At 62.6% G+C, this 23,952-nt stretch carries 21 protein-coding genes; 12 read left to right on the top strand and 9 right to left on the bottom strand.

Features of this window, described 5'->3' with window-relative positions:
- Nucleotides 1-69 precede the first annotated feature (69 nt).
- The 5 genes from ACYQ2T_RS04880 to ACYQ2T_RS04860 form a co-directional block, all read right to left on the bottom strand.
- On the bottom strand, nucleotides 70-747 hold the full coding sequence (locus ACYQ2T_RS04880; RefSeq protein WP_459898909.1) for a heme exporter protein CcmB: 678 nt from the start codon (nucleotides 745-747) through the stop codon (nucleotides 70-72).
- Nucleotides 747-1,412 carry an ABC transporter ATP-binding protein gene (locus ACYQ2T_RS04875; protein WP_459898907.1) on the bottom strand — a complete coding sequence of 222 codons (666 nt, stop codon included), beginning with the start codon at nucleotides 1,410-1,412 and terminating at the stop codon, nucleotides 747-749. Before ACYQ2T_RS04875 ends, ACYQ2T_RS04880 begins: the two co-directional genes overlap by 1 nt.
- A gap of 10 nt (nucleotides 1,413-1,422) precedes the next feature.
- Nucleotides 1,423-3,297 (bottom strand): heme lyase CcmF/NrfE family subunit, encoded by a 1,875-nt coding sequence (locus ACYQ2T_RS04870; RefSeq protein ID WP_459898905.1) that lies wholly within the window; start codon nucleotides 3,295-3,297, stop codon nucleotides 1,423-1,425.
- A 73-nt stretch (nucleotides 3,298-3,370) separates the two neighbouring features.
- Nucleotides 3,371-3,802: a cytochrome c maturation protein CcmE gene (locus ACYQ2T_RS04865; protein ID WP_459898904.1), complete on the bottom strand. Its 432-nt coding sequence runs from the start codon at nucleotides 3,800-3,802 to the stop codon at nucleotides 3,371-3,373.
- An 8-nt stretch (nucleotides 3,803-3,810) separates the two neighbouring features.
- The gene (locus tag ACYQ2T_RS04860) at nucleotides 3,811-4,854 is read right to left on the bottom strand and encodes a hemolysin family protein (protein ID WP_459898902.1); all 1,044 of its coding nucleotides are present in this window, start codon (nucleotides 4,852-4,854) and stop codon (nucleotides 3,811-3,813) included.
- Nucleotides 4,855-5,070: 216 nt separating this feature from the next.
- On the opposite strand from ACYQ2T_RS04860, the gene ACYQ2T_RS04855 reads away from it, so the two are divergent.
- From ACYQ2T_RS04855 to ACYQ2T_RS04845, 3 genes are read left to right on the top strand one after another with little or no spacing between them, the layout of a single operon-like run.
- Nucleotides 5,071-5,688 (top strand): D-glycero-alpha-D-manno-heptose-1,7-bisphosphate 7-phosphatase, encoded by a 618-nt coding sequence (locus tag ACYQ2T_RS04855; protein ID WP_459898900.1) that lies wholly within the window; start codon nucleotides 5,071-5,073, stop codon nucleotides 5,686-5,688.
- Nucleotides 5,685-6,719 (top strand): glycosyltransferase family 9 protein, encoded by a 1,035-nt coding sequence (locus ACYQ2T_RS04850; protein WP_459898898.1) that lies wholly within the window; start codon nucleotides 5,685-5,687, stop codon nucleotides 6,717-6,719. The genes ACYQ2T_RS04855 and ACYQ2T_RS04850 overlap by 4 nt, the downstream gene beginning before the upstream one ends.
- Nucleotides 6,712-7,731: a glycosyltransferase family 9 protein gene (locus tag ACYQ2T_RS04845; protein WP_459898896.1), complete on the top strand. Its 1,020-nt coding sequence runs from the start codon at nucleotides 6,712-6,714 to the stop codon at nucleotides 7,729-7,731. Before ACYQ2T_RS04850 ends, ACYQ2T_RS04845 begins: the two co-directional genes overlap by 8 nt.
- A gap of 89 nt (nucleotides 7,732-7,820) precedes the next feature.
- Here the strand turns inward: ACYQ2T_RS04845 and ACYQ2T_RS04840 are convergent, their stop codons facing one another.
- Nucleotides 7,821-8,648 (bottom strand): tetratricopeptide repeat protein, encoded by an 828-nt coding sequence (locus tag ACYQ2T_RS04840; protein WP_459898894.1) that lies wholly within the window; start codon nucleotides 8,646-8,648, stop codon nucleotides 7,821-7,823.
- A 491-nt stretch (nucleotides 8,649-9,139) separates the two neighbouring features.
- On the opposite strand from ACYQ2T_RS04840, the gene ACYQ2T_RS04835 reads away from it, so the two are divergent.
- Nucleotides 9,140-10,165 carry a hypothetical protein gene (locus ACYQ2T_RS04835; protein WP_459898893.1) on the top strand — a complete coding sequence of 342 codons (1,026 nt, stop codon included), beginning with the start codon at nucleotides 9,140-9,142 and terminating at the stop codon, nucleotides 10,163-10,165.
- A 173-nt stretch (nucleotides 10,166-10,338) separates the two neighbouring features.
- Here ACYQ2T_RS04835 and nadD read toward each other — a convergent pair whose 3' ends face one another.
- The gene (nadD, locus tag ACYQ2T_RS04830; protein ID WP_459898891.1) at nucleotides 10,339-10,998 is read right to left on the bottom strand and encodes a nicotinate (nicotinamide) nucleotide adenylyltransferase; all 660 of its coding nucleotides are present in this window, start codon (nucleotides 10,996-10,998) and stop codon (nucleotides 10,339-10,341) included.
- Nucleotides 10,999-12,258, bottom strand: coding sequence for a glutamate-5-semialdehyde dehydrogenase (locus ACYQ2T_RS04825; protein WP_459898889.1), 1,260 nt, complete (start codon nucleotides 12,256-12,258; stop codon nucleotides 10,999-11,001).
- A gap of 270 nt (nucleotides 12,259-12,528) precedes the next feature.
- Here ACYQ2T_RS04825 and ACYQ2T_RS04820 point away from each other — a divergent pair, with 270 nt between their 5' ends.
- The 6 genes from ACYQ2T_RS04820 (at nucleotide 12,529) to ACYQ2T_RS04795 (ending at nucleotide 19,953) form a co-directional block, all read left to right on the top strand.
- Nucleotides 12,529-13,200 carry a tetratricopeptide repeat protein gene (locus ACYQ2T_RS04820; RefSeq protein WP_459898887.1) on the top strand — a complete coding sequence of 224 codons (672 nt, stop codon included), beginning with the start codon at nucleotides 12,529-12,531 and terminating at the stop codon, nucleotides 13,198-13,200.
- 58 nt (nucleotides 13,201-13,258) lie between these two features.
- The gene (iorA, locus tag ACYQ2T_RS04815) at nucleotides 13,259-15,094 is read left to right on the top strand and encodes an indolepyruvate ferredoxin oxidoreductase subunit alpha (RefSeq protein ID WP_459898885.1); all 1,836 of its coding nucleotides are present in this window, start codon (nucleotides 13,259-13,261) and stop codon (nucleotides 15,092-15,094) included.
- A gap of 2 nt (nucleotides 15,095-15,096) precedes the next feature.
- The gene (locus ACYQ2T_RS04810) at nucleotides 15,097-15,687 is read left to right on the top strand and encodes an indolepyruvate oxidoreductase subunit beta (RefSeq protein WP_459898883.1); all 591 of its coding nucleotides are present in this window, start codon (nucleotides 15,097-15,099) and stop codon (nucleotides 15,685-15,687) included.
- A gap of 50 nt (nucleotides 15,688-15,737) precedes the next feature.
- Nucleotides 15,738-17,318 carry a sigma-54-dependent Fis family transcriptional regulator gene (locus ACYQ2T_RS04805; RefSeq protein WP_404844307.1) on the top strand — a complete coding sequence of 527 codons (1,581 nt, stop codon included), beginning with the start codon at nucleotides 15,738-15,740 and terminating at the stop codon, nucleotides 17,316-17,318.
- 308 nt (nucleotides 17,319-17,626) lie between these two features.
- The gene (locus tag ACYQ2T_RS04800) at nucleotides 17,627-19,390 is read left to right on the top strand and encodes a motility associated factor glycosyltransferase family protein (protein WP_459898881.1); all 1,764 of its coding nucleotides are present in this window, start codon (nucleotides 17,627-17,629) and stop codon (nucleotides 19,388-19,390) included.
- 194 nt (nucleotides 19,391-19,584) lie between these two features.
- Nucleotides 19,585-19,953, top strand: coding sequence for a VanZ family protein (locus ACYQ2T_RS04795; RefSeq protein ID WP_459898879.1), 369 nt, complete (start codon nucleotides 19,585-19,587; stop codon nucleotides 19,951-19,953).
- Here the strand turns inward: ACYQ2T_RS04795 and ACYQ2T_RS04790 are convergent.
- Nucleotides 19,940-20,449, bottom strand: a complete 510-nt coding sequence (locus tag ACYQ2T_RS04790) for a 3D domain-containing protein (RefSeq protein ID WP_404844304.1) — start codon at nucleotides 20,447-20,449, stop codon at nucleotides 19,940-19,942. The genes ACYQ2T_RS04795 and ACYQ2T_RS04790 overlap by 14 nt on opposite strands.
- 210 nt (nucleotides 20,450-20,659) lie before the next feature.
- Here ACYQ2T_RS04790 and ACYQ2T_RS04785 point away from each other — a divergent pair, with 210 nt between their 5' ends.
- Nucleotides 20,660-21,289, top strand: coding sequence for a phosphatase PAP2 family protein (locus ACYQ2T_RS04785; protein WP_404844303.1), 630 nt, complete (start codon nucleotides 20,660-20,662; stop codon nucleotides 21,287-21,289).
- On the top strand, nucleotides 21,282-23,849 hold the full coding sequence (locus ACYQ2T_RS04780; RefSeq protein ID WP_459898876.1) for an ArnT family glycosyltransferase: 2,568 nt from the start codon (nucleotides 21,282-21,284) through the stop codon (nucleotides 23,847-23,849). Before ACYQ2T_RS04785 ends, ACYQ2T_RS04780 begins: the two co-directional genes overlap by 8 nt.
- Nucleotides 23,850-23,952 lie beyond the last annotated feature (103 nt).

The raw sequence follows: 23,952 nt of genomic DNA, 5'->3' as shown, positions 1-23,952 counted from the left end.
GCCCCCCGTCCACAGCACGCTGCGCACGCGGGGCGGCCAAACTGTATTCAATGCGTCGCCAGACGCCCTTTAGCCTTCGGCCCCGTACACATGCGGGAACAAAAACAGGGCCGCGCCCGTAAACAGCGCGTCAAAGGCACCTGCCAATCCCAGCCAGCCCATCAGGCCGCTGGTGCTCTCTCCGGCAAAATACGCGCCGCCAATGCTGACGCCAGCCAGCAGGAGCGGGATAAGCAAAGGGAATAAAATCACCGTCAGCAGCGATTCCTTAGCGGCCTGTCCCTGCGCCAGCGCGCCAAGCAGCGCGCCCAGCACCACAACGCCCCAGTCCACGGCAACAAGGGTGGCCAACATCACCAGACAGTCCGCGTGCACGTCCTGCCCAAGGAAGACCACCGCCGCCGGAACAAACACAAGCTGTGAGGCAAAAAGGAGCACAAAACCCGCAAGGGCCTTGCCCAGCCACACCCCATGCACAGGAATGGGCGACAGCAAAAGCGCCGTCCGCGCGCCGTTCATCTCCTCCAGCCCATAGAGGGTGTTGAAGATGAGCACCTGCGAGAAGCACGACGCCAGCCAAAAAATACCCGCCGCGGCCTGCGCGGGAACAAGCTCCCCGGCGGGACGCGACGTGCTGAACACAAAGATAAGCAACAGCCCAAGCAAAATGGGCTGCGCAAGACCAACGCCCCCGGACAGCACAAGGCGCATATCCTTGCGGGCAATGGCAACGGCGGAAGCGAGCATTACGCGCCACCTCCCACAGCCACAGCCCCGGTCGGCACATAGTCCGCCGCCGGGCCAAAGTAGCCCACGGTGCGGCCCGCTATGGCAAGGACGGTGTCCGCGCGGTGCAGGTCGCCCGCCACATCGTGGCTGACCCACACAATGGTCGCCCCGCGCTCACGGGCCGCGGCGATTTCGCCGTACAGCACCTCCTGCGAGCGCACATCAAGGCCCGTTCCCGGCTCGTCGAGGAAGAGCAGTTCCGGGTCCAGCATAAACACGCGGGCCAGCGACAAACGCTGGGCCATCCCGCGCGAGAAGGACCCCGCCTCCTCAAAGGCCGCCGCCTTCAGGCCCACCCGGTCCAGCATGCGCACAAGCGTGGCCTCGCTGGTGTCCGCGCCATAAAGCTTGGCCCAAAAGGCAAGGTTCTCCACGGCGCTGAGCTTGGGGTAGATGAAGGTCTGGTGTCCCACGTAGGCAACGCGGTCCTGCGAGGCGGCGCAGTGGACGGACCCGGCGGAAGGCCGGGCCAGTCCGGACAATATTTTCAGGAGCGTGGATTTGCCCGCGCCATTCTCGCCAACCAGCAGCAAGACGCGGCCGCGCTCCAGCTCGAAGCTCATCTTCTTAAAGACGAGCTTCGAGCCGTAGAACTTAGCAACATTCTCAAGTCGAAGCATCATGCCGACTTTCCTACGCTTTTCTGCGGCGGAAAGCCAGTAGCGGCAGGATGGACATCAGGGTGCCGCCAATCCAAATCCAGTTCACCAGAGGATTCACGCTGATGCGCAGGGAGACGCTCCCTTCCTTGGTGGACCCGATAAGGGTGGCATAGATTTCATCGCCAAGGCCCGGAATAACGGACACTTCGGCAAAGACGTTTTTGTTGTTGCGGTAGGCCCGGCGCTGCGGGGTCAACTCGCCCACATGCTTACCGTCCTTGTCCACGGACAGCAGCACCTCAAAGTAGGCCATGCCGGGCGTGGAGACTTCCTCGCTGTCCTTGTAGGTCACGGTGTACTCGGCGACCTGCATGCTCTGGCCGGGCTCCAGAACCGCCTCGTTCTCCACCTTGTAGGGACCGGAGAAGGCGATGCCCAGCGTCATCAACAGCAGACCAACGTGCACGCCGTAGGCCCCAAGGGAGGACGGGTTGCGCAGCATCTCGCGGCGGGTCATGAACAGGCCCACAATGCCTGCAAGGCCCACACACGCGGCCACCGCGCCCATCAGGGCCACGGGGTGGCGTACGCCAACCATCCAAAAGAAGCCCGCTGCCGGCAGGGTGGCCGCGCATACGGCGTAGAACATCTTCTTGTCGCGGATGCCGCCCTTCCAGCCAAGCCACGGGCAGAACACGAGGAAGACCGAAATCAGCGCAAACAGCGGCAGGCAGACCTTGTTGTAGAAGTCCGCCTCAAGGCCGATGGGCTGCTGGCTCCAAATGGTGGAGATAACAGGCCACAAAATGCCAAGGAACACCACAAAGCCGATGGCGAGGAACATCCACGCGGCAAGGAACAAAAGCCCCGGACGCGAGAACAGATCGTCCAGCGGACGGGCGCTGTGCTCCTTGGCGGAGAAGGTGGCGATAATCGCCACAATCAGGCCGCCCACCATAAACAGCAAAATCGGCTCGCCAAGTTCGCTGGTACCAAAGGCATGCAGGGAGTCCACAACGCCGCTTCGCACCACATAGGTGGCAAAGATGCACAGGAGGAACGTCAACGCGATGAAAAAGACGTTGGTCCGGTGCAGGGAGTTGCGACGGGACTGGATGATGGCCGTATGCACAAAGGCCGTCGAGGCCAACCACGGCACGAGGGAGGAGTTTTCAACCGGGTCCCATGCCCAGTAACCGCCCCAGCCCAGCTCCATGTAGGACCACCACGCGCCAAGAATGATGCCTGCGGTAAGGAACATCCACGCAAACAGCACCCACTTGCGGCCATGCTCCAGCCACGGCTGCTGCTCGCGGTTCACCCACGACGCCAGCGCCAGACAACACGGCACCGTAAAGCCGCCATAGCCAAGGAACAGCAGGGGCGGATGGAAAATCATGCCCGGATTCTGCAGCAGCGGATTCAAGCCGTTGCCCTGTGCGGGCGCGGGCGACAGCTCCAGAAACGGATTGGACGGGCCGGAAAGAATATACAGGAAGAAGGCCGACACCGTGTGGTGAAACAGCCAGAACCATGTCTTGGTCTGCGGGCTCAGGCCGCGGTAGTGCTCTGTGGCGGAGTACACGGCGCCGCAGGCCACAACCACGAGGGCCCAAAACAGAAACGACCCGGCCTGCCCGGCCCAAAAGGCCGTAACCGTATAGAACATGGGCAGGAAGGTATCGGTATATTGCGCAACGTATTGCAGGGAGAAATCGCGGCCAACCAGCGCGCGAAGAAGAACGGCACTGGCGGCGACCACAAGGGCCAGCATGGCCAGCTGACCACGCTCATGCCATACGGAGAACCCGCGTTTGCCGGTCCATGCCGCGTACAGGGAAAGGCCACCAAGCCCCAGCGAAAAGAGCAGAGCAGCCAACAGACAGTAATGGGCGAAAAGATGCATCGTCACCTCGTCAGAGAAGACCCGGCCGAGGCCGGGCGTGAGAGTGGCGCAAAGGAGGGGGAACAGGTGCGCATCAGCCGTTCTGAGCTTTTTCCTGCTCGCGCTGCTTCTTGTATTTGGAGGGGCACTTGGTCATGAGGGTCCGCGCGCCAAAGACGCCGGTAGTGGAATCAACTCCGCCTTCGACAATGACTTCGGCACCGGGCTTGAAGGTGTCGGGCACCACGCCGTCGTACTCCACCGCGATGGAGTCCTTGTTGCCGCTTTTGTCCAGCAGGCGGAACTGCACGCCTTTCTGACCGGGACCGCCAACCAGATCCTGATCGGCAACCGTGCCAAACAGGCGCACGTTGGAGAGTTCACCCACGGGCATGGCCCGGGCCTCGGAAACGTTCAAAAAATACACACTGTTCTGGGACAGGCCGGAATACACGAGCGATCCCAGTCCGCCCACGAGAAGGAGCAGGGCCACAATGTAGACTGTCTTGTTCGTTTTCTTCGCCATATATGGTCCTATCTGGATTTTTTCACCGCCCGGGCAAGCTCGGCGCGGCGTTGACGGGCAAGTTCCCGCATGTCTGTCACTTCGTCGGTCTCGTCCACGATTTCCTTACCAAGGATTTCCTCAAGGACGTCCTCCAGCGTTACCACGCCGGACAGCCCGCCGTATTCGTCCAGAACCACACACAGGTGCGTGCGCGATCCCAAAAATTTACCGAGCAGCCTGTCCAGGGTCAAGGTATCCAGCACAAAGAGCACAGGCTTCATGAGGTCCATCAAGCGGCGGTCCTCAAGGTCCTCGGCGGCGGCTTCCAGCACGTCGCGCCGGAAAACGATGCCCACGATGTCCTCGGGGTCCTCATCGTAGACGGGGACGCGGCTGTGCGCCCAGCAGTGGGTGTCCTCTCGCGCCTCAGCCACAGTCATGGACGAAGGCAGGGACGACACCACAGTACGCGGCGTCATAATCTCGCGAACCACCTTTACATCCAGTTGCAGGATGTTGCGGATGGACTCTTCCTCGTACGGCTTCAGCACGCCGGAGCGGCGCGAGAGCGCGGCAAGGGCGGTGATGTCCTCTTCCGTGGCCGAGGGGCCGGCGGACTTGGGCTCGCACAGTCTGGACACCCAGCCCAGCACCCAAATGGCGGGTTTGAGGAGCCAGACCAGCCCACCCATGGGCCGCGCCAACAGCGGCGCAAGGGTCCGCGTATACTGCACACCGATGGTCTTCGGCAGAATCTCCGAAAACACAAGGATGATGACGGTGAACACAAGCGTGAAGTACAGCAGATTCTCGGAGCCAAAGAGCTTGTCCGCCGCAGCGCCCGCTATGGCCGCGCCTGCTGTATGCGCCACCGTGTTCAGGGTCAAAATAGCCGCGATGGGCTCGTCAATGTTCATCCTGAGGGCGTAGAGGCGGTGTCCGGACTTGGAGTTCGCCTTTCTCAGCCGCTCTATAACGCTCCACGGCACTGAATACAGCGCCGCCTCGCTCACCGAGCAGAACATGGAGACCCCGGTGGCGAGAACGATGGCCAGAATGAGTTCAAGCACAGCGGACTCCACCGGTTCCGGCTTCTGAATTTTTTTCGCTAATCAAGCATTGGTGCGGTTTCACAGGTTCCTCTTTACTGTTTGGCTGTCTACCAGAGCTACGCGCCTGCGCGCAAGTGATAATAGTTGCACATGGCCCCACTCTTGACGCCGCGCCTGTTGTGGCTCACAAAGAGACGCGTAACGGCGAGACCGCCTATACCCTATCTTCTTCTTATGGAAAACATCGAAAACGTCATCCTCGACCGAGACGGAACCGTCATCGTCGACAAGCACTACCTGCACGATCCCGCAGGCGTTGAACTTCTTCCCGGTGCGGGAGAGGGGCTTGCGCTCTTGGCGCGCGCCGGAATACGCCTGTTCATTGCCACCAACCAATCCGGCATTGGCCGGGGCTATTTTCCCGAGGCGGACTACCACGCCGTGGACGCCCGCCTGCGCGATATGCTCGCGGACTACGGCGTCAGCATTGTGGACACCGCCTTCTGCCCCCACGCCCCGGATACGCCCTGCAACTGCCGCAAGCCCGCAACGGGCATGTGGTCGCGCCTTGCCGCTGACCATGGGCTGTCACCGGCGAACACGGTCATGATTGGCGACAAGGACGCGGACGTGCGCTTTGGCCTTGAAGCCGGGCTGGCCGCCAGTATTCTGGTGCTGACCGGTAAAGGTGCGGGGGAGCTGGACAAGTACGCCCTTGGCGCGCCGCTCTCCATCTGGACCCGGCCTTCGCCGCGCCCTGCGGGCGCGCCCCACGTCGTTGCCCGCGACCTTGGCGCGGCATGCGATTTCATTCTACATCATAACGCCACAATCGGCGAATCAGTCACATGATCAAAATCGGCATCTGGAACACCGCCTTTCTTGGCGATGCCATCCTGACCCTTCCGCTTCTCCACTCCGTCTCGCAGGCTTACCCCGAGGCGGAGCTTCACTTTTTTGTACGCAAAGGCGTGGACAGCCTGTTCACGGCCCAGCCGGAACTGACATCCGTGCGCGGTTTTGACAAGCGCGGCAAGGAAAAGGGCCTTCGCGGCGCCTACCGCCTTGGGCGCTCGCTGGCGCAGGAAGGCTTTGACCTGTGGATAAGCCCCCACACCAGCCTGCGCAGCGGCCTCATTGCGCGCTGGACGTCGGCAAGCCGCCGCATTGGCTACAATTCTCCATGGTTCAACAATTGGCTCTACACCCACACCGTGGACCGCGCCTTTGACCAGCTGGAGGAAATTGAACGCCTTGGCAAGCTCCTTGAGCCGCTGAGCATTCCGTCCACCACCAAGCCCACGCTGGTGCTGCCGCCACAGGCGCGGGTGCGCGCGCGAGACTTTTTCGCGGATATCGACGCCCCCACCCTTGGCATCCACCCCGGCTCAACATGGCCCACCAAGCAATGGCCGCTGGAATACTTTGCCAGCGTCATGCGCAGCGCCGCGGACGCGGGCATCCACGTCATCCTCTTTGCCGGACCGGACGAAATCCACCTTGCGGAAGAGGTTCTGCGCCTGTCTGGCGTCTCGCCGGACAGTGGTCAGCTCTCCAACCTTGCAGGACAGTTAAGCTTGCCTGAGCTTGGGGCGTATATCGCTGGCGTGGACTGCTACCTGTCCGGCGACTCCGGCCCCATGCATCTGGCGTGGGTACAGGGCACGCCGCTGGTGGCCATCTTTGGCCCCACGGTGCGCGAGCTTGGATTCTTCCCGCGTGGACAGCACTCCACGGTGCTGGAAAATCCGCTGGACTGCCGCCCCTGCTCCCTGCACGGTCCCCGGCAGTGCCCCAAGGGCCACCACGACTGCATGCGCGGCATCACGCCCGACGCCGCGTGGGACGCTGTGCGAACCACACTGGAGCAGACGCGTGGCTAAGGCGCTTCCTACCTCATGGCTTGTTGTACGCATGTCCGCCCTTGGCGACGTGGTCCTGACCACAGGCGTTCTGGACCACCTGCATGCCACACGCGGCTGGACCTTCCATGTGCTGACCAAAAAGCCCAACGCCCCGGTGCTGACCGGCCATCCAGCCATAGAAAACACCGTCATGCCCGAGGACGCCTCCCTCAAAGGCCTCAAATGGGTGCAGGCCGCGCGCGAACTGGCCGCGCGCTACGACGGCTGGGGGCTCCTCGACCTGCACGGCACCCTGCGGTCTATGGTACTTGCCACGTTCTGGCGCGGTCCGGTGCGGCGGTATCCAAAATTTTCGCTGGCGCGGCGGCTGTTTGGCCGCTTCGGCTGGCAGTGGGCAGGGGACAGCCTGACAACGCTCAATGTGCCCCAGCGCTACGCCCGCGCCGTGGAGCGCGGCGCCGTCCCGGCCTCTGCCGTACGGCCCATCATTCACCTGAGCGAGGCCGAACGCGCCGAGGCGCGGGGCATTCTGTCCCGCCACAGCCTCGCGGCGCCCATCGCCGCCCTGCACCCCTACGCCACGCACGACGGCAAAAAATGGCCGGACGCCTCATGGCGCGAGCTCACGGAGCGGCTGGTTGCCGCCGGATGGCGGTGCCTCATTGTCGGACACGACCCCACTCCCCTCTACGGCGCATCCGCGCCGGACGGCGTCACCGACCTCACCAGCGCCACCACCCTGCGCCAGACCTGCGCGCTGCTGGAGCAGTGCGACGTGCTGGTCACGGGTGACTCCGGCCCCATGCACCTCGGCACTGCTGTGCGCACCCGCACCGTGGGCCTGTTTGGCCCCACCACGCGGCACTGGGGCTTCTTCCCCAGCGGGGAGCATGACACTGTGCTGGAATCCGCCCTGCCCTGCCGCCCCTGCTCCCTGCACGGCGGACGCGGCTGTGACCGCGGCGTCCAGTGCATGAGGGACATCACTCCAGACGCCGTGTTCCACGCCGTTACCGCGCCGCAGCCGTAACACGACACCACTTTTGCCAACGCGAAGGGCCGCCTCCGGTATATCCGGAGGCGGCCCTTCGCGTGACGGCATATGGTGCCAGCACAGCGCTAGCGGAAAATGCGCTTCTCTGTCAGTTCCACAATCTTTTTGGCCTTGGCGAGGCTTTTGTCGGCGTCGTAGGCCTGTTTGGCGTAGTCGTAGGCTTCGTCGTACTTGCGCCACTCAATGTACATCTCCGCCATGTGCAGCAGAGTCTTGGGGTGTGACCCAAAAGTCCGCAGGGCGTAGCGGTACATCTTTTCCATCTTGGGATATTCGCGGGCATTCTTGTAGGCCTGCACGGCGTAGGCAAGGGCCTTGCTGTCACGCGGATTGAGCAGCAGCGCCTTTTCCAGCACCTCTCCGGCCTCAAAATACAGCCCGGCCTTGAGCATCCGCGCCCCGGCTTCACGCAGGACGCCTTCCTCACGGCCAAACTCCTCAATGGCGTGACGGAGGAGGCTTTTGCCCTTGGGGAATTCCTTTTTGTTGAAGGCCTGCTGCGCCTTGGCAAAGAGGAGCTTCTTGCGCTGGGCGCGCTTGACCTCGGCGTCCTCCTCGGCTTCCTTTTCCTTTGCCTCCAGCACCTCAAGGGTCTTGACGAAAAAGGCGAAAATCTGCCGCTCCGTCCCCCGGCGGAAGGTAACATACGGCCCGGCCTTCACACCCTTGGACCGCATAAAGGCCTTAACCTCGGGATGCCGGTTGAAGTCCTTAAGGAATTCCTGCAGGTGAACCTCCACCTCGAACCGGGCACGCCCGAATATTTTACGGGACATCATTTGCCGCACTCCAGAGGCCGCATGGAGCAACGCCTTCGCGATGTTGCCCTTATGCAGTGCACTTTTGGCGCGTGCAAAGTCCTCACGCACCCTTTTGTCTGGAGTATCAAACATGGCATCTCCCGCCACCGGAAATTCCCCGCGCGGAGAGCGTTTCCAGCTTATTCATGAATTGCACATCCGGTAAAACTATTCAAGGCTGAGGCACGGGTTTGCGCCGCGAAGGTTCTGGCCTCCCTTGGTTTTCGACGCATTTGTCCCATATTGAGCCCAGCCGTCTGATATACAATATTTTTGCGGCAAACAACCGTTCGGCCACGCTTTTTGCCGCAAAGGGGTGCTGGGGCGGCATTTTTCCGCCCCGTTTTCAGGCCGCGCCACGTCCCGGCACAACGCCGCAGCGCGCCATGCGCCATGCACAGCACGCCCACAACGTGCCACCCGTAAAAATGCCGACGCACCAAGCCCCAAATTTCTTCTCCACATTTTGGAGATTACAGAATGTGGGACTTTGGTCTGTTTTTCTTCACAATGCATTGCCCTTGGCTGCGACATTATGCATACTCTAGGCCATCTACAGCCACTGCGGAACATGGAGCAAGACTATGGAAGCACTAGGAGAAGTCATCCACGCCACGGGCAGCACCTATGCCACATCTGAAACTGGTCTCCGTTTTCTCTCCACAGGATCACCAGTTTACCCACAGGAAACGCTTATCACAGAAGACGACAGCACACTGTGCGTCACATTTGACAATGCCGCGACCCTCCTCCAGGCGCAAAACAGTGCCGCGTCGATTTTCACCGCAGCGCAGGGCGATGTCGTCGCCTCGTCCCCTCTCACTATCGCCATTGCGGCAGGAGTCTATAGGGCTCTCGTAGAAAAAACCGAAGATTCTTCGGCTCAGCACCTTCATATTGTGCTCCCGGAGGCCGATATTTCGCTGCACGAAGGCGGTGTGGACATTGCCGCAGGTGGCGCGGACACCTTTGTGGGCTGCTTTGCTCCGGCGGAAATCCCTGCCGCCATCACCACGCCCACTGCGCAGGCGCACCTGCTGGACCCGGGACTGGCGCGCACCATCACACCGGGCGGCGACATTTCTCCACTTCGCCCCTACACGCCGGACGAAAGCGCCCTGTTCCACAACGAAGCGCCCCTGCCGGACGACCTCGCTTCCCGCCTTGCCCTTGAAGGCTCCACCGATGATGACACTCTCACCACACAGGACCTGCTGGATGCCATCAACGACCTGGAGGACGCCGCCGCACCCGAGGAAACCACTCCAGACCACGCCCCCACAGACACCCCCCTCTCGTCACTCGCTCCTGCAGACACTAAGGCCCCCTTCGGCCCCGAAACAGGCGACACGCATCACAATATCCCCACACCAGAGCCCTTTACTTATGCCATGGCGGAACCAACCGAACCCAGCCCCATTGTCGACCACGACAACGCCACATCCCTCGCCGACTCCCCTCTCAGCGCGCTCACAGACACCGAATCCGACGCGTTCCCTCTCTTCGACGCACCTACATCATACGACGCCACCCTGCTCCCAGACCCGGCAGACCACGACATGGCCCCCACTCTCACCGACGCCGACCTCCCGGACACCGACGTCACCTAACCCAAACGCAATAAAAAACGCCCGGAGCCTCACGACTCCGGGCGCACAAAACATTGCACCCCAAACCCATCCCCCCAATAAAGGATTCTTAAGGATGAAATCCTTAAGCCACCGGAGGTATTGAACCATGGCGCAACACCTCCACGCCCAGCCCCAACACCTCCACGCCCAACCTACCCGCACCCCCACACACCGCTCAACTCCCCGGCATGCGTCCGCATCAGCTGCTCCACGCCATCCGGCACAAGAGCGCGCACGCAGCGGCCGGCGCACCACTTTTCGCGAACCTGCGACGAACTGATGTCCAACCGTGGCACGTTGGCAAAGGACAAGGTCCGCCCCCCGGCAAACCGCCACGCGCCAGTGGCGTCCTCAATGGCGTCCGGCCACGCGCTGCCCACAAAGGCGCGGACGTCCTCTAGGTCGTCCTCCACACGGTTGGAGACAGCCAAATGCGCCAGCGCCGGAATCTCCATCCCGCGCTCCCAGTTGGGCAGCACGCGCAAGTCGCTGGCGCCGAGAATGAACCAAAAATCATCCTCAGGGCGCATGTCGCGCAACAGATGCAGCGTATCCACGGTGTAGGACGGGCCGGGGCGCTTGGCTTCTATACAGTTGACGCCCAGCCCATCAATGCCGTCTACGGCGGCGCGCACCATCTCGACACGCCGGGCAAAGCTCAGCATGCCTTCGCCGGGCTTGTGGGGCGGCACGGCGGCGGGCATGAGTTCCACGCGGTCCAGCCCCAGCTGTTCCAGCATCTCCAGAGCAAGACGCACGTGCCCGTTGTGGATGGGGTTGAAACACCCGCCCAGCAGTCCGACACAGGCCATCTATTCCCTCACCTGCCCTGCGCCCAGCACGACATACTTGGAACTGGTAAGCTCCGTCACGCCCATGGGGCCGTAGGAATGCAGCTTTGAGGTGCTGATGCCGATTTCCGCGCCAAGGCCAAGCTCGCCGCCATCGTTAAAGCGGCTGGAGGCGTTGACCGCCACCATAGACGCATCGGCCTCGCGCAGAAAGCGCATGGCGCGGTCGTGATCCTGCGTCAGAATGATTTCGGTGTGGTTGGAGCCGTGCGCGGCAATGTGGTCCAGCGCCTCGTCCATGGAATCGACGACCTTCACGGCAAGAACAAGGGCGTGGAATTCCTGCCCCCAGTCATCGTCTGCGGCCGGAACGGCCATGGACCCAAGAAGCGGCAACGCGCGCGGACAGGCGCGGAAATGCACACCATCGGCCGCAAGACGCTGCCCAATGCGGGGCAAAACGGCCTCAGCCATGGAAGCATGCACCAGAACGCACTCAAGGGCGTTGCAAACGCCGGGGCGGGAGACTTTGGCGTTGTGGATGACCTTCACGGCGCGGTCCACATCGGCCCCGCTGTCCACGTAGGCGTGGCACACGCCCTTGTAGTGCTTCAGCACGGGCATGGTGGCTTCGGCCACAACAGCGCGGATAAGGCCCTCGCCGCCGCGCGGGATGATAACGTCCACATACTCGTCCAGCTTGCACAGGGCGGTGACGGCCTCACGGTCCGTGGTGGGGACAACCTGCACGGCTTCGGCGGGCAAGCCGCGCTCCTCCAGCGCCCGGTGGATGAGGGACGCCAGAAACTGATTGGAGTGGTAGGCTTCCTTGCCGCCGCGCAGAATGGCGGCGTTGCCTGCCTTCAGGCAGAGAATGGCGGAATCCACAGTGACGTTGGGACGGGACTCGAAAATCATGGCCACAACCCCGAGGGGGATGCGCATCTTGCCCACCTGCAAGCCGTTGGGGCGCTGCCACATGCGCTCAATTTCGCCCACCGGGTCATTTTGCGCGGCAACAATGCGGCAGGCCTCGGCCATGGTGGCGATGACCTGCGGCGTCAGACGCAGGCGGTCCATACGCGGGGCATCCATGCCCGCGGCCTCGGCGGCGGCAAGGTCCTTGCCGTTGGCGGCGGCAATGGCGTCGCCTTCCTGTTCAAGCAGGGCGGCAAGGCGCTCAAGCACGGCCACCTTGTCTGCGGCGGACGCCACAGCCATACGGCGGGCGGCCTGCTTGGCGCTGCGTCCGAGGCCTTCCATCAGTTCACTGGTTCCCATATGCATCTCCTTGAGCCGCAGGCAGCGGCAACACGGTCAGGCTTCGGGTCAAAAAACGCACCCTCGTGGCGCTGCCGAGCGTAAGTCGTGAAAACTCCTTGAAATCCAATCAAAAAGGGGTACAACAAAAATGACGCAAAACCCAGTAGACTTCTTTTGACATTTCTGTAAACCATCAGTAAAAATACAGTCCCTTTAATCGGGGTCGCTTTGTTTTTTTGCGAAATCCAGCAAGCAAGTCAATACGTACGTAATGGAGGATAGACCACAATGACGGACAACGCACCAAGCACACCGCAGGGCGCAACTGCCGAAGAACTTCTTGAAAATGCCCCTGAGGCGCTGCATCCCGTACTTCAAGCCATCGTCGATAACATCCGGTTCATCCTTGCCGGCATCGCGGTCCTCATCCTCGCCGTGGGTGGCACCGCCATCTACAAGCACGTGCAGGAAGGAAAGCGCGCCGAGGCCGAAGCACAGCTGGCATCCATCATCGCCCAGCCCGCTGCCGAGCGCGTTGAAGCGCTGGTGAACTTTGAAAGCACCGCCCCCGAGGGCATGCACACCGGCATCCGCCTGGAACTGGCTGGCGCACTGTCCGAATCCGGCCAGCATGAGCGCGCCGCCGAAGAGCTTGGCAAGATTGCCAAGGCAGGCAATGGCCTGTCCACCGTCGCCGCCATCGCGCAGGCCAACGAGCTGACCAAGCTGGACCGCACCGAAGACGCCATCGCCATTTTGGACGGCGCAAAGGCGACGGCTCCCGAGTCCTTTGTCTCCATCATCCTGCGCGAGAAGGCCAGCCTCTCCGAAAGCATCGGCGACCTCAAGTCCGCCCTTGCCGCTTACGAGGAACTACTCGCCGAGGCGTCCCCCCGCAACAAGGGCTTCATCGAAGGCAAAGTTGCCGAGCTGAAGGCCGCACTGTCCACAAACTCCTAAGGGTCCGCAACACCCCGAAGGTTTTTTCGATACACTATGCATAGGGAGAATCTGTAACATGTCTCATCCGCTTCTGAATTCGGACGGCGGACAGCGGCATCTGCTCTTGGGCAACGAAGCCATCGTGCGCGGCGCCCTTGAAGCAGGTGTCGCTTTCGTCAGCTGCTACCCGGGCACGCCGTCCTCCGAGGTGCCGGATACCTTCTACCGGCTGGCCCCGGACGGGGATTTCACCTTCGAGTACTCCGTTAACGAAAAAGTGGCTCTGGAAGTCGGCGGCGGCGCAGCCCTTGCCGGCGCGCCGACCCTTGTGACCATGAAGCACGTGGGCGTCAACGTCGCGGCGGACCCGCTGATGACGCTGGCCTACATCGGCACTCCCGGCGGCCTTGTTCTGCTGTCGGCGGACGATCCAGGCTGTCACTCCAGCCAGAACGAGCAGGACAACCGCTACTACGCCCGCCTTGCCGGGATGCCCGTCTTCGAGCCCTGCTCTGCGCAGGAAGCCAAAGACATGACGCGCGACGCCTTTGAACTGTCCCGCAAGCACGAACAACCCGTGATGCTGCGCACCACCACCCGTGTGGCGCATGTTCGCGGCCCTGTGGACTTTGGCCCGCGTCCGGGCGCCATCCACGGCCCCGAGTTCACAAAGAATCCGGGACGCTTCGTTCCCGTTCCCGCCGTGTCGCGTGTGCGTCACGGCGTTTTGCTGGAGAATCTGGACGCCATCCGCAAAGACGTGGAAGCCTCGCCATGGAACAGCGTTTCCGGCGATGCCTCCGTTGGCGTTGTGGCCTCCGGCATGGCGCGCGCCTACGTGGACGACGTACTGGCCGAAGACCAGTTCGACGGCGCGTGCAAGGTGCTGCGCCTTGGCCTCACCTATCCCCTGCCCGAAACCATGCTTACCGACTTCCTGCGCTCCGTGGACCGCGTCCTCGTGGTGGAGGAAGGCGAGCCGCTGGTGGAAGACGCCCTGCGCACCCTCGCCCAGAAACACGGCATCAGCGTGGAGATTTCCGGCAAGGGCACGCACCTGTCCCGTCAGGGCGAATACTGCACCCGTATCGTGCGCTCCGCCGTTGCGGCCTTCCTTGGCGACACGGACACCAACACCGAGTCCCCCGCGCCCGAACAGCTGCCCATGCGCCCGCCGAACCTGTGCGCGGGCTGCTCGCACCGCGCGCTGTACTACACCGTGCGTCAGGCCTTTGGCGATGACGCGGTGTACTCCTCGGACATCGGCTGCTACACCCTTGGCATTTTGCCGCCCCTTTCCGCCGCGGACTTCCTGCTCTGTATGGGCTCGTCCGTCAGCGCGGGCAGCGGCTTTGCCGCGGCGCAGGACAAGCCGGTTGTGGCCTTTATCGGCGACTCCACGTTCTTCCACTCCGGCATTACCGGGCTGGTGAACGCGGTGTACAACCAGCGCGACGTGCTCATCGTCATCCTGGACAACCGCACCACCGCCATGACCGGGCACCAGCCCAACCCCGGCGTGGAGGTTACCGTACACGGCGAAAACCCCTCGCAGGTGGACATCGAGGCCATCGTGCGCGGATGCGGCGTCCAGCACATCCGCCGCGTGTCTCCCTACAATTTCAAAAAGACCAGCAGCACCATTGAGGAACTGAAAGGCATGAAGGGCGTGCGCGTCCTCATCGCCGAAGAGCCTTGCGTGCTGTTTGCCAAGCGCACCCTGCGCAAGTCGCGTCCCAACGCGGCCTATGTGACCAAGCAGACCGAGGCCGTGGCCAAGTGCCTGACCGACCTTGCCTGTCCCGCCTTCCGTCAGGATGAGAGCGGGGTTTCCATTGACGAACAGCAGTGTGCGGGATGCATGTTCTGCCTGCAGGTCTGTTCCGACATCAAGGCACGGAAAAGGAGCTAGCCATGACCAAGACACGAGTCTTCCTCACCGGAGTCGGCGGTCAGGGCACCCTCACCGCGACCATCATTTTGGCACAGGCCGCCATGGACAAGAACATCCCCGTTACGGCGGGCGAAGTGCACGGCATGGCGCAGCGCGGCGGCGTGGTGGAATCCACCCTGCTGCTGGGCGGCTACCGCAGCCCGCGCATCAGCCACGGCGAGGCGCACGTCCTCCTCGGCTTTGAGCCGCTGGAGACCCTGCGCGCCCTGCCCTACCTCGTCCCCGAGGGTGGCACCATCATCTCCAATGAAGAGCCCATCATGCCCATTGGCGTGACCATGGGCCGCGAAAGCTACCCCGACCTCGGTTCCATCCGGGAGCGGGCCACAAGCTGTGCGGCGCAGGCGCATTTTCTGCCCTGCCGCACCCTTGGGCTGAAAGCGGGCGCACTCCAGTGCGGCAACCTTGCCCTGCTTGGCGCGGCTTGCGCCAGCGGCGCACTGCCCCTGACGCCCGAAGACCTGGCAAACGCCGTGAAAGCACGGCTGAAAGCAAAAATCGTCGACATGAACCTTAAAGCCATCGACCTTGGGGTTCAGGCCGTCTCATAACCATTAAATGCGGGGAGCCGCACTAGCTCCCCGCACAACACAACGAAACGATGACACGTCAAGCTATCACGCCGGAGCGGCAGGCCGCGTATTTCGACACGCTGATCAATATCGTGGAGGGTCTTGGTCCACAGGGTGTAGTCCAATCCGGACTCAAGGCGCTGCTGCGCACCCTGTGCGAGAACCACGGCTACAAGCGCGCCCTTCTTACCATCTTCGACCCGGAGACGAACTCTCTTAAGCTGAGCATCACCGTCGGTTCCCAGAGGTATTCCGAGGTGTCCTACCAGCCCGGACAGGGCGTGACAGGACAGGTCATGAACACCGGCGAGCCGGTCATCGTTCCCATTCAGAAGGACCATCCGTCCTTTCTGAACCTCGCCTTTGGCCGCACCAAGGAAGAGATGGAGCACCTTGGCTTCATCAGCGTTCCCGTGCGGCATCTGGATGCGGACGAGCACACCGAGATTCTGGGCACCCTGTCTGTGGACGTCCCCGCCGGGGACCCCGAAGACCTGCAAACCGACACGAAGTTCCTGCAGGTGGTCGCCTCCCTTGTTGCCAAGGAAGTCGCCAACATTCAGGAAGAAATGGCCATGCAGCGCCACCTGATGTCGCAGGGTATGCCCCCGGCGCAGCAAGGCGGCGACGATGCCATTGGCCACCCCAACATCGTGGCGGCATCCAAGCCCATGCGTATGGTGCTCCAGCAGGTTTCGCAGGTTGGCCCCAGCCGCGCCACAGTGCTGCTGCGCGGCGAATCCGGCACCGGCAAGGAACTGCTGGCCGAGGCCATCCACGGCGTCAGCCCGCGCAAGACCAAGCCCCTTATCAAGCTCAACTGCGCGGCCCTGCCCGCCGAACTTGTGGAGTCCGAACTGTTCGGCCACATGAAGGGCGCGTTCACCGGCGCGGTGAGCAACAAGAAGGGCCTGTTCGAGCTTGCCGACGGCGGCACCCTGTTCCTTGACGAGATTGGCGAGCTGTCGCTTGAGGCGCAGGCCAAAGTGCTGCGCGCCATTCAGGAGCGCGAAATCCAGCGCATAGGCAGTGAGCAGACCATCCGTGTGGATGCGCGGCTCATCACCGCCACCAACCGTCCGCTGGAAAAGATGCTGGAGGAAGGCACCCTGCGCGAAGACCTGTTCTACCGCATCAACGTCTTCCCCATCTTCATTCCGCCCCTGCGCGAGCGCCGCATGGACATTCTGCCCCTGTCCGAGCACTTCATGCAGCACTACTCCGAGGAGTACAGCAAGGACGTCAAACGCATTTCCACCCCGGCCATCGACCTGCTGCAGCAGTACCACTGGCCCGGAAACGTGCGCGAACTGGCCAACTGCATGGAGCGCGCAGTCCTCATCTGCGATGAAGAGGTCATCCGCACCTACCACCTGCCGCCCAGCCTGCAGACCGCCGAGTCCTCGGCCACGGACACCAGCCTGTCCTTTGGCGAGGCGGTTTCGCGCTTCGAGCAGGAACTCTTGGTGGACGCCCTCAAAAAGGCGCGCGGCAACATGCTTCAGGCCGCCCGCGACCTGAAGGCCAGCTACCGCATCATCAACTACAAGGTGAAGAAATACCGGCTGGACCCCAAAAAGTTCGCCGTGGGCAAATCGCGCAAGCGCTAGCCCCTTTCTCCGCCTTACGATTCCACGCCCCTGCCTGCACTCCGCGGGCAGGGGCTTTTTGGACGCCCGGCATACGCCAAGAGTTTGACGCGCCCGCGCTGCCCTCATCCCCGCGCCCACTGCCTCTGCGCCCCTGCCCTTCGCCCATCCCCGTCAAAAGCCCCAGCCATCCGGTGCTTTTTGCGGTCCGTCCTTAATCTGCCCGCCGCTCCGCCGCCGCCCCTGCTGGTGGTGGCAGAGTCTTTGCAATGGTTCTGCCGGTATATTGCGCCACCAAACACACAAACCACACCGGACGAGGAGGGTGCATGGAACTCTACCGGTATCTCGACACCAATATCGCCGCGCTGAAGCAGGCGAATTCGCCCGTATTGCCGTGGCTTTTGGAGGAAGGCGACGCCTACCTCGCCCTTGCGGGCAAGGTGGGGCCAAACCGCCATGGCGTTGTGGACCTGCCAAACGGCGACGGGGGCACGCTGTTCGACGCCCTGTCGCCTTCCGCCTGTTACGGCGCGTTGGACCTTGGCGACGCGCCGCACAAAAACGCCTCCATCCTCGTCGGCACCAATATCGGCTACGGCCTGCTCACGATTCTGCAGTCCGCCCCCACAACGCATCCCGTGCTGGTGATGGAACCACGGCGCGAAGTGCTTGGCGCGTGCCTTGCGCTGACGGACTATTCGCAGGTGATTGCCTCCGGACAAGTGACCTTCCTGCCGCCGGACGAAAAGCTTATCTCCCATCACCTTGGGCAACTCAGCCTGCAATTCACCCATGGCGCGGTGAAAATGCACTCCGACTTCCCAAGCAGACAGCTTGGGCCGGAATACGCCCGCTGGACCGACATCATCAAACACATGTTGGAAGGCATTACCGTGCAACTCAACACCCTGCGGCGACGGCAGGAGGACATGGTCGGCAACGAACTGCACAACTTCGCCCGCTCGTTCCACGACGGCACCCTGCGCTCCCTTGAGGGCAAAGGGAACGGCGTAACCGCGCTGATGGTTGGCGCGGGGCCATCGCTTAATGAGGTTGGGCCGCGCATTGCGGCCATGGAGACGGACGCCCTCATCGTCACCTCCATGCAGACACTGCCCGCCCTGCAGGCCGCAGGCATCACGCCGCACCTGTGCCTGGCCATCGACTACAGCGGCGGCATGCTCAAAATCTTCAACAAGCTGGATATGGACTGGGCGGCGGACATTCCGCTCATCTACTCCACCAAGGTGCGCCCAGATGTGGTGGAGCGCTACCCCGGCCCCACGCTGCCCCTGTGGACCGTGGGCGGGCTGGCGACGTTTGTGCTCAACAAGACCGAACCCGTCTTTGATGCGGGCGGCAACGTCAACGTCGCACTGCTGCGCTTTTTGTCCTGGTGCGGGGTGAAGGACTTTGTGCTGGCCGGGCAGGACTACGCGTGGAGCGCCGAGCGCAGCCATGCCGCAGGCCACCACGCCGCGCGCCCAACACGCGTTTTTGACCCCAAGCGGCACATCAAGGAAAAGGACGCGGACGGCAACACCATTTACTCCACCATGTCCTACCTGACGTCCAAGCGCGACATGGAGCGCGACATCGCCCGCCTCGGGCTGAATGTCGCCAACATCTACGGCGGCGGCCTGCCCATCGCCGGAACACGCCGCGTCACCATTGACGAAGCCGCAACCCTGCTGACGGACCTACCCACCACCCACGGGCGCATCAGCGCCTGCATTGCGGCGGCGCGCGGCAGCCTGCCGCGTCCGGTGTTCGAACGCCGGTTCGAAACGTGGCGCACCTCCCTCAAGGCGGCAACAAAACGGCTGGAAAAACTCTACAAAAAGCCAACACGCAACAAGAGCGCCATTTTGGAGCAGCTGCAAAGCCTCGTCTACTTCCTGCGCCAAGACCCGCTCTATCTGCCCTACCTCTACAACGAGGTCATGGACATGGCGGGCATGGCGCGGTTTACCCAGCATCCCGTTCCGGCGGACATGCGGCGGTTTAAGGACATCACCGGCCGCGTGCTGGACAAGGTAGCCCTGATGGACTCCATCCTTGGCGCGCAGGCCAAAACCAGCGCGGCCTAACGCGTCCCGCGCAGCCAAAGCGCGCCCCAAGGCGCGCCGCCCCGGCCCTCAAGCACGACAAAACGCCCGGCACCACTGGTGCCGGGCGTTTTTTTGGACGCCTCTTGCAAGGGACAGGGGCACAATGTATACCCAAGCGACATCCTTCACCTTCAACCCCACAAAAGCCAATGTCCCAAAAGTATTCGGTACCGATGCTCTGTTTGTGGGCCGCATCCGTCGTCGGCGTGTGCTGGCTCTCCCTTATGCCGACGCCCCCGCGCCCCATCGACCTTGACCACATCGACCTTGTGGAGCATGCCCTTGCCTACGGCTGGTTGGCGCTTTTGGCCCTGCGCGCGTTCAAGACGCGCGGGCCTGCCATCACCGCCGCGTGGAGCATGGTGCTGCTGGGCGCGGCTCTTGAGGTGGGCCAACACTTTGTGCCGGGGCGCTACACCTCATGGTCCGACATGCTGGCCAACACCGCAGGCGTCATCATCGGCATCTGGATTGGCGAGCGCATCAAGCAGTATGAGTATTTCGACGGGCTCAAGCGCGCCCTCGGCGTTAAAGATCAATAAGGTGCACCTCCAGCCGCTTCTTGCCAAACTGCAGGGCGGCGTCGGTGTCGAACATAAAAATATCGATCTGATTGCGCTTGTGCTTGGCCATCAAGTCGTCAATGGTGAACACGCCATAGTTCTTAATGTAGACCTTCTTGCCAAACACCCACCCCGCCTTGAACAAATCGCGCGAGACGGCAACGATGCCGTGCCGCACCCGGCGGTTGGTGGCGGTGTAATTGGGGCTGTCGTCAGTTTCGCCAATGCGCGGGCTATAGGCCGTCACCGTCAAAAGCCGTGAACGCCGAAGCTCCTGAATGCTCTTGTGGTTATTCACAATGAAGCGATAAAAGAGGTCGGCCATGTCGTGCTTCTTGGCGACTTCAAGCTCCAGGGATTCCATTCTGTACTGCGAGTCCGCAAGCTCCGCCGCAAGGCGGGTCACACTACGGTGCTGCCAGACCAGACCTACAGCCAGCAGGACGATTGCGAGAGTCGTAAAAAACCTGTACATCTTCATCTCCAAACGCAAAATACTCTTCAGCATTCCGCAGCGTTGCCGTCCATAAGACCACGCCGGGTTCTGTGCTGTTCACACTATAGGAAAACGTTCAAGGCATTGCATCAAGAATCTGCCATGGCGGCGGCGTCTCCTCCTGCGGGCACATCGCGCCCACGCCTCGCCGTGCTTGCCACGGCTATCTCCATGCCCTATAAGCGCCACATGCGAACACACACCCCATTTTGGCATTTTGTGCTCGGCTCACTGCCGGTACTCGCTTTGGCGGCGGCGCTTCCCTACGCCTTCGGCGGGGAAGATGCCCTGATGCAAAGCGTACGGATACACAAAAATACTCACGAGGCCCTGCGCCTCACCGCAAACGTCATTACCGACTGGGGCAACCCCGCGTGTTACGTCACATTTCTTGGCATCCTCGTTCACGGGGTGCGCACCAAGAATACCGACCTCACCCGCTTCGCCCTGACCTATGTGGCCTTTCAGCTGCTCATCAACCTCGCTCTGCTCAACATCACCAAAATGGTGCTGGGCCGTCCGCGCCCCATGACGGGCGAGAGCGTCTTCCACATGCTGACGCTGAATCCGCATTACCACTCCCTGCCCTCCGGCCACACTGCCGACTTTACCACATCGGCGCTGGCGCTGGCCTTTTGGCGGCGCAAGGCGTGGCTGACGCTGGCCCTCGGAATGGCTCTGGCGCTTATGGCCCTGACACGCATCTATCTGATGCAGCACTACCCGTCCGATGTCTTCTTCGGCTGGATGTACGGCGCCTTTACGGCCTGGGCCATCTATGCTTTCGGACTCAAAAAGGAAACCACAGCCCATGAATAAGTTCCTCTCGCGACTGTGGAGCGTGTCCGCACTGCTCCCACTGGCGATACTCGGCCTGATCCTCGCGGCGCAGACCCTGCCCTCTTTGGACACCCGCGCCCTGTGGTTCTCGGATGAAATCCGCTACGCCAACGTTTTTGAGCATGTCATTGACGCGCACAAGTGGCTTGTCATGTACCTGAACGGCGTGCCCTACCCGGATAAGCCTCCCGTCTACTTTTGGTTCCTCACGGCGTTTTTGCCCATCTTTGGCGGGGCCAAGCCCGCGCTGTTCTTTGCCGGCGCCGCCGCCAGCGCGCTGGTGGTGCTGGTGGGCATGCTGTGCATGAACCATCTCGTCCTGAAAGGCGGCAGGGAAAATGGTCTGGCCGCAGGCCTTATCCTGCTCACCTGCTTTTACTTCGTAGCCCTGACGCATTACTCGCGCATGGACCTTCTGTTTACAGGACTTATAACCTTTTCGCACATCTGTCTCTTCCGCGCGTGGCAGCAAGAGCGCGCCATGGGCTGGACCGTGGCGGGCTTTGTGCTTGCCGCCTTGGCGACCCTCACCAAGGGTCCGCTGGGGCTTGTGTTCCCGGTGCTGGCCTCCGTGGTGTATCTGGCATGGAGCGGCCGCCTGAGCCGCCTTGTCCGCCGCGACGTGCTGGTGGGCTTTGGCGCGGCTGTGGTCATCCTGATTGGGTGGATTGCCGCCGCGTGGTTCTCCGGCGAACACGCCCTTGTCGAAAACATCTTCTACAAGCAGATTTACCGCCGCGCTGTGGACGCCTCGCACCACGAGCAGCCCTTCTGGCACTACTTTGCCACGTTCCCGGCCGCGTTTTTGCCGTGGACCTTCGTTGTGGTGCTGCTGCCCTTCAAACGGCTGTTTACCCTCTCCTTCTGGAAGGAGCTGTGGTACGCCCGCAAGGCTGATGTCTGTTCCACGGGCTCTGGCCTCAGCTACCTGTGGTGCGCGCTGATTTCCGGCTTTGTTCTGCTGACCTGCCTCAGCACGAAGATTGTCGTCTACCTGATGCCGCTCTTCCCCATCCTTGCTCTGCTCACCGCGCGCACCGTTCTCGGCTTTGACGCGGCGCGCACGCGCAAGCTGGTGCTTTTTGTCGCCGGGCTGTTTGCCGTGCTGGGCGTTGGCGTTGCGCTGGCGAACCTGTTCACCCAGTGGCCCATCGTCCTCAAGGGCATCTACGTGCTGGCGGTGGTCAACATCATCATCGCGGCCCTGCTGTGGCGCTTTGTGTCCCGCTGGGATATCCGCCCTGCCCTGCTGACCCTTGGCATCCTGATGACCATCTGGGTGCAGCCGTTGGCCTTCATTGCCGTGCCCGAACTGGACGCCGTGATGAGCCCCAAGGAACAGGGCGAGCTGATGGGCGAGTACATCGCCGACGGCTACACCCCCGCGGCCTACAAAATCTACTCCGGTGTCTACACCTACTACTGTGGCACCAACATCCTTGAAACGCAGGACCTGCCGCGCCTTGCCGAAATGGCCCGCACCGAGGACAAATTCGTCCTTGGCATGCAGCGGCGCTACTGGGACTCGTGGGACAACCGCCCCGCCAACCTGCGCGTGGTGCATGAGCAGTGGGTGGTGGACCGCCCCTACGTGCTGCTGGTGAACACTCCCGAAGGCGGCGCACCCGCCGAAGCCCCGGCTCCGGAAACCACTCCTGTGCTGGAGCAGAACGCCACCCAGCCCGCTCCCACGCCGCAGCCCAAGGCCGCACCCGCGCCCAGCGCGCCTGCGGTACAGCCTGCACCTGTTCAGCCTCCAGCGGCGCCCGAGGCCCCCAAGGCCGCGCCAGCGCCTGCCCCGCAGCAGACGGCCCCGGCAGGAAACACCACCAGCGCCCCCGCATCCAATGCGCCCGGCGCCACGGTGACCGTTGGCGGCAACGATGGCGCCATGGACATGCCCGCAACCACAGGTCCGGGCCTGACCACCGCACCGGCGGAAGCAAACGCCACGCCCGGCGCGCTGGCCAAAACGTGGGCGGCCATCACGGACACCTTCTCCGAGTTCTGGGAAACCTGGAACACGCCCGAAGGTGAAGTGAAAAAGGACAACGAAGGCACCGGCATGTTCAAAAGCGCCATGAAGTGGCTCTCCGACGTCACCAAGGGCGGCGCGGCCGAGGAAGACATCCTTCCCGCCGACACCCTGCCCGCAACGGCACCGAACGCCACAATTCCTAACGCCACGGACTCAAGCGCCCTGCCCGGCGTCGCCCCGGCTCCTGCCGACGACGCCATTGCGCCCGAAGGTGACGCGGTCCGCCCCGTCACGCTTCCTGCGACCATCGCGCCGGAATCCGCTCCGAAACAGGCCCCCAGCGCCGCCACTGAAAACGAAGCGCAGGACGAACAGTCCAACGCAGCGCCCGCTGGCGAGGCTACGCCCGCGCAGGACGACCAGAGCGCCCTGCCCACGGCCCCGGCCGCACCGGAAGCCTCCGTCGTAGACAAGGCCGCACCGGCCACCACCAACGAGGCATCCGAAGCCGCCGCGCCTCAGGCGCCGTCCGCTCCGGCTCAGTCCGCCACCAACGGCTAACGCCACACGCGGCCAACGCCCGCGCTCCGGGCCTACGCCGCGCGACACACACCCTTCAACCACCATCACCTCCGGCCCGTCCACTGCGGACGGGCCGGAGTTT

Source organism: Desulfobaculum senezii (assembly GCF_054657395.1).
The sequence above is the reverse complement of the archived record's forward strand: the minus strand, read 5'-3'. Positions and strand labels throughout refer to the sequence as shown.

Excerpts from the sequence above, each read along its gene's own strand:
- ACYQ2T_RS04880 (WP_459898909.1), bottom strand. The coding sequence starts at position 747 with ATGCTCGCTTCCGCCGTTGCCATTGCCCGCAAGGATATGCGCCTTGTG.
- ACYQ2T_RS04875 (WP_459898907.1), bottom strand. The coding sequence starts at position 1,412 with ATGATGCTTCGACTTGAGAATGTTGCTAAGTTCTACGGCTCGAAGCTC.
- ACYQ2T_RS04870 (WP_459898905.1), bottom strand. The coding sequence starts at position 3,297 with ATGCATCTTTTCGCCCATTACTGTCTGTTGGCTGCTCTGCTCTTTTCG.
- ACYQ2T_RS04865 (WP_459898904.1), bottom strand. The coding sequence starts at position 3,802 with ATGGCGAAGAAAACGAACAAGACAGTCTACATTGTGGCCCTGCTCCTT.
- ACYQ2T_RS04855 (WP_459898900.1), top strand. The coding sequence starts at position 5,071 with ATGGAAAACATCGAAAACGTCATCCTCGACCGAGACGGAACCGTCATC.
- ACYQ2T_RS04850 (WP_459898898.1), top strand. The coding sequence starts at position 5,685 with ATGATCAAAATCGGCATCTGGAACACCGCCTTTCTTGGCGATGCCATC.
- ACYQ2T_RS04840 (WP_459898894.1), bottom strand. The coding sequence starts at position 8,648 with ATGTTTGATACTCCAGACAAAAGGGTGCGTGAGGACTTTGCACGCGCC.
- ACYQ2T_RS04835 (WP_459898893.1), top strand. The coding sequence starts at position 9,140 with ATGGAAGCACTAGGAGAAGTCATCCACGCCACGGGCAGCACCTATGCC.
- nadD (WP_459898891.1), bottom strand. The coding sequence starts at position 10,998 with ATGGCCTGTGTCGGACTGCTGGGCGGGTGTTTCAACCCCATCCACAAC.
- ACYQ2T_RS04825 (WP_459898889.1), bottom strand. The coding sequence starts at position 12,258 with ATGGGAACCAGTGAACTGATGGAAGGCCTCGGACGCAGCGCCAAGCAG.
- ACYQ2T_RS04820 (WP_459898887.1), top strand. The coding sequence starts at position 12,529 with ATGACGGACAACGCACCAAGCACACCGCAGGGCGCAACTGCCGAAGAA.
- iorA (WP_459898885.1), top strand. The coding sequence starts at position 13,259 with ATGTCTCATCCGCTTCTGAATTCGGACGGCGGACAGCGGCATCTGCTC.
- ACYQ2T_RS04810 (WP_459898883.1), top strand. The coding sequence starts at position 15,097 with ATGACCAAGACACGAGTCTTCCTCACCGGAGTCGGCGGTCAGGGCACC.
- ACYQ2T_RS04805 (WP_404844307.1), top strand. The coding sequence starts at position 15,738 with ATGACACGTCAAGCTATCACGCCGGAGCGGCAGGCCGCGTATTTCGAC.
- ACYQ2T_RS04800 (WP_459898881.1), top strand. The coding sequence starts at position 17,627 with ATGGAACTCTACCGGTATCTCGACACCAATATCGCCGCGCTGAAGCAG.
- ACYQ2T_RS04795 (WP_459898879.1), top strand. The coding sequence starts at position 19,585 with ATGCTCTGTTTGTGGGCCGCATCCGTCGTCGGCGTGTGCTGGCTCTCC.
- ACYQ2T_RS04790 (WP_404844304.1), bottom strand. The coding sequence starts at position 20,449 with ATGTACAGGTTTTTTACGACTCTCGCAATCGTCCTGCTGGCTGTAGGT.
- ACYQ2T_RS04785 (WP_404844303.1), top strand. The coding sequence starts at position 20,660 with ATGCGAACACACACCCCATTTTGGCATTTTGTGCTCGGCTCACTGCCG.
- ACYQ2T_RS04780 (WP_459898876.1), top strand. The coding sequence starts at position 21,282 with ATGAATAAGTTCCTCTCGCGACTGTGGAGCGTGTCCGCACTGCTCCCA.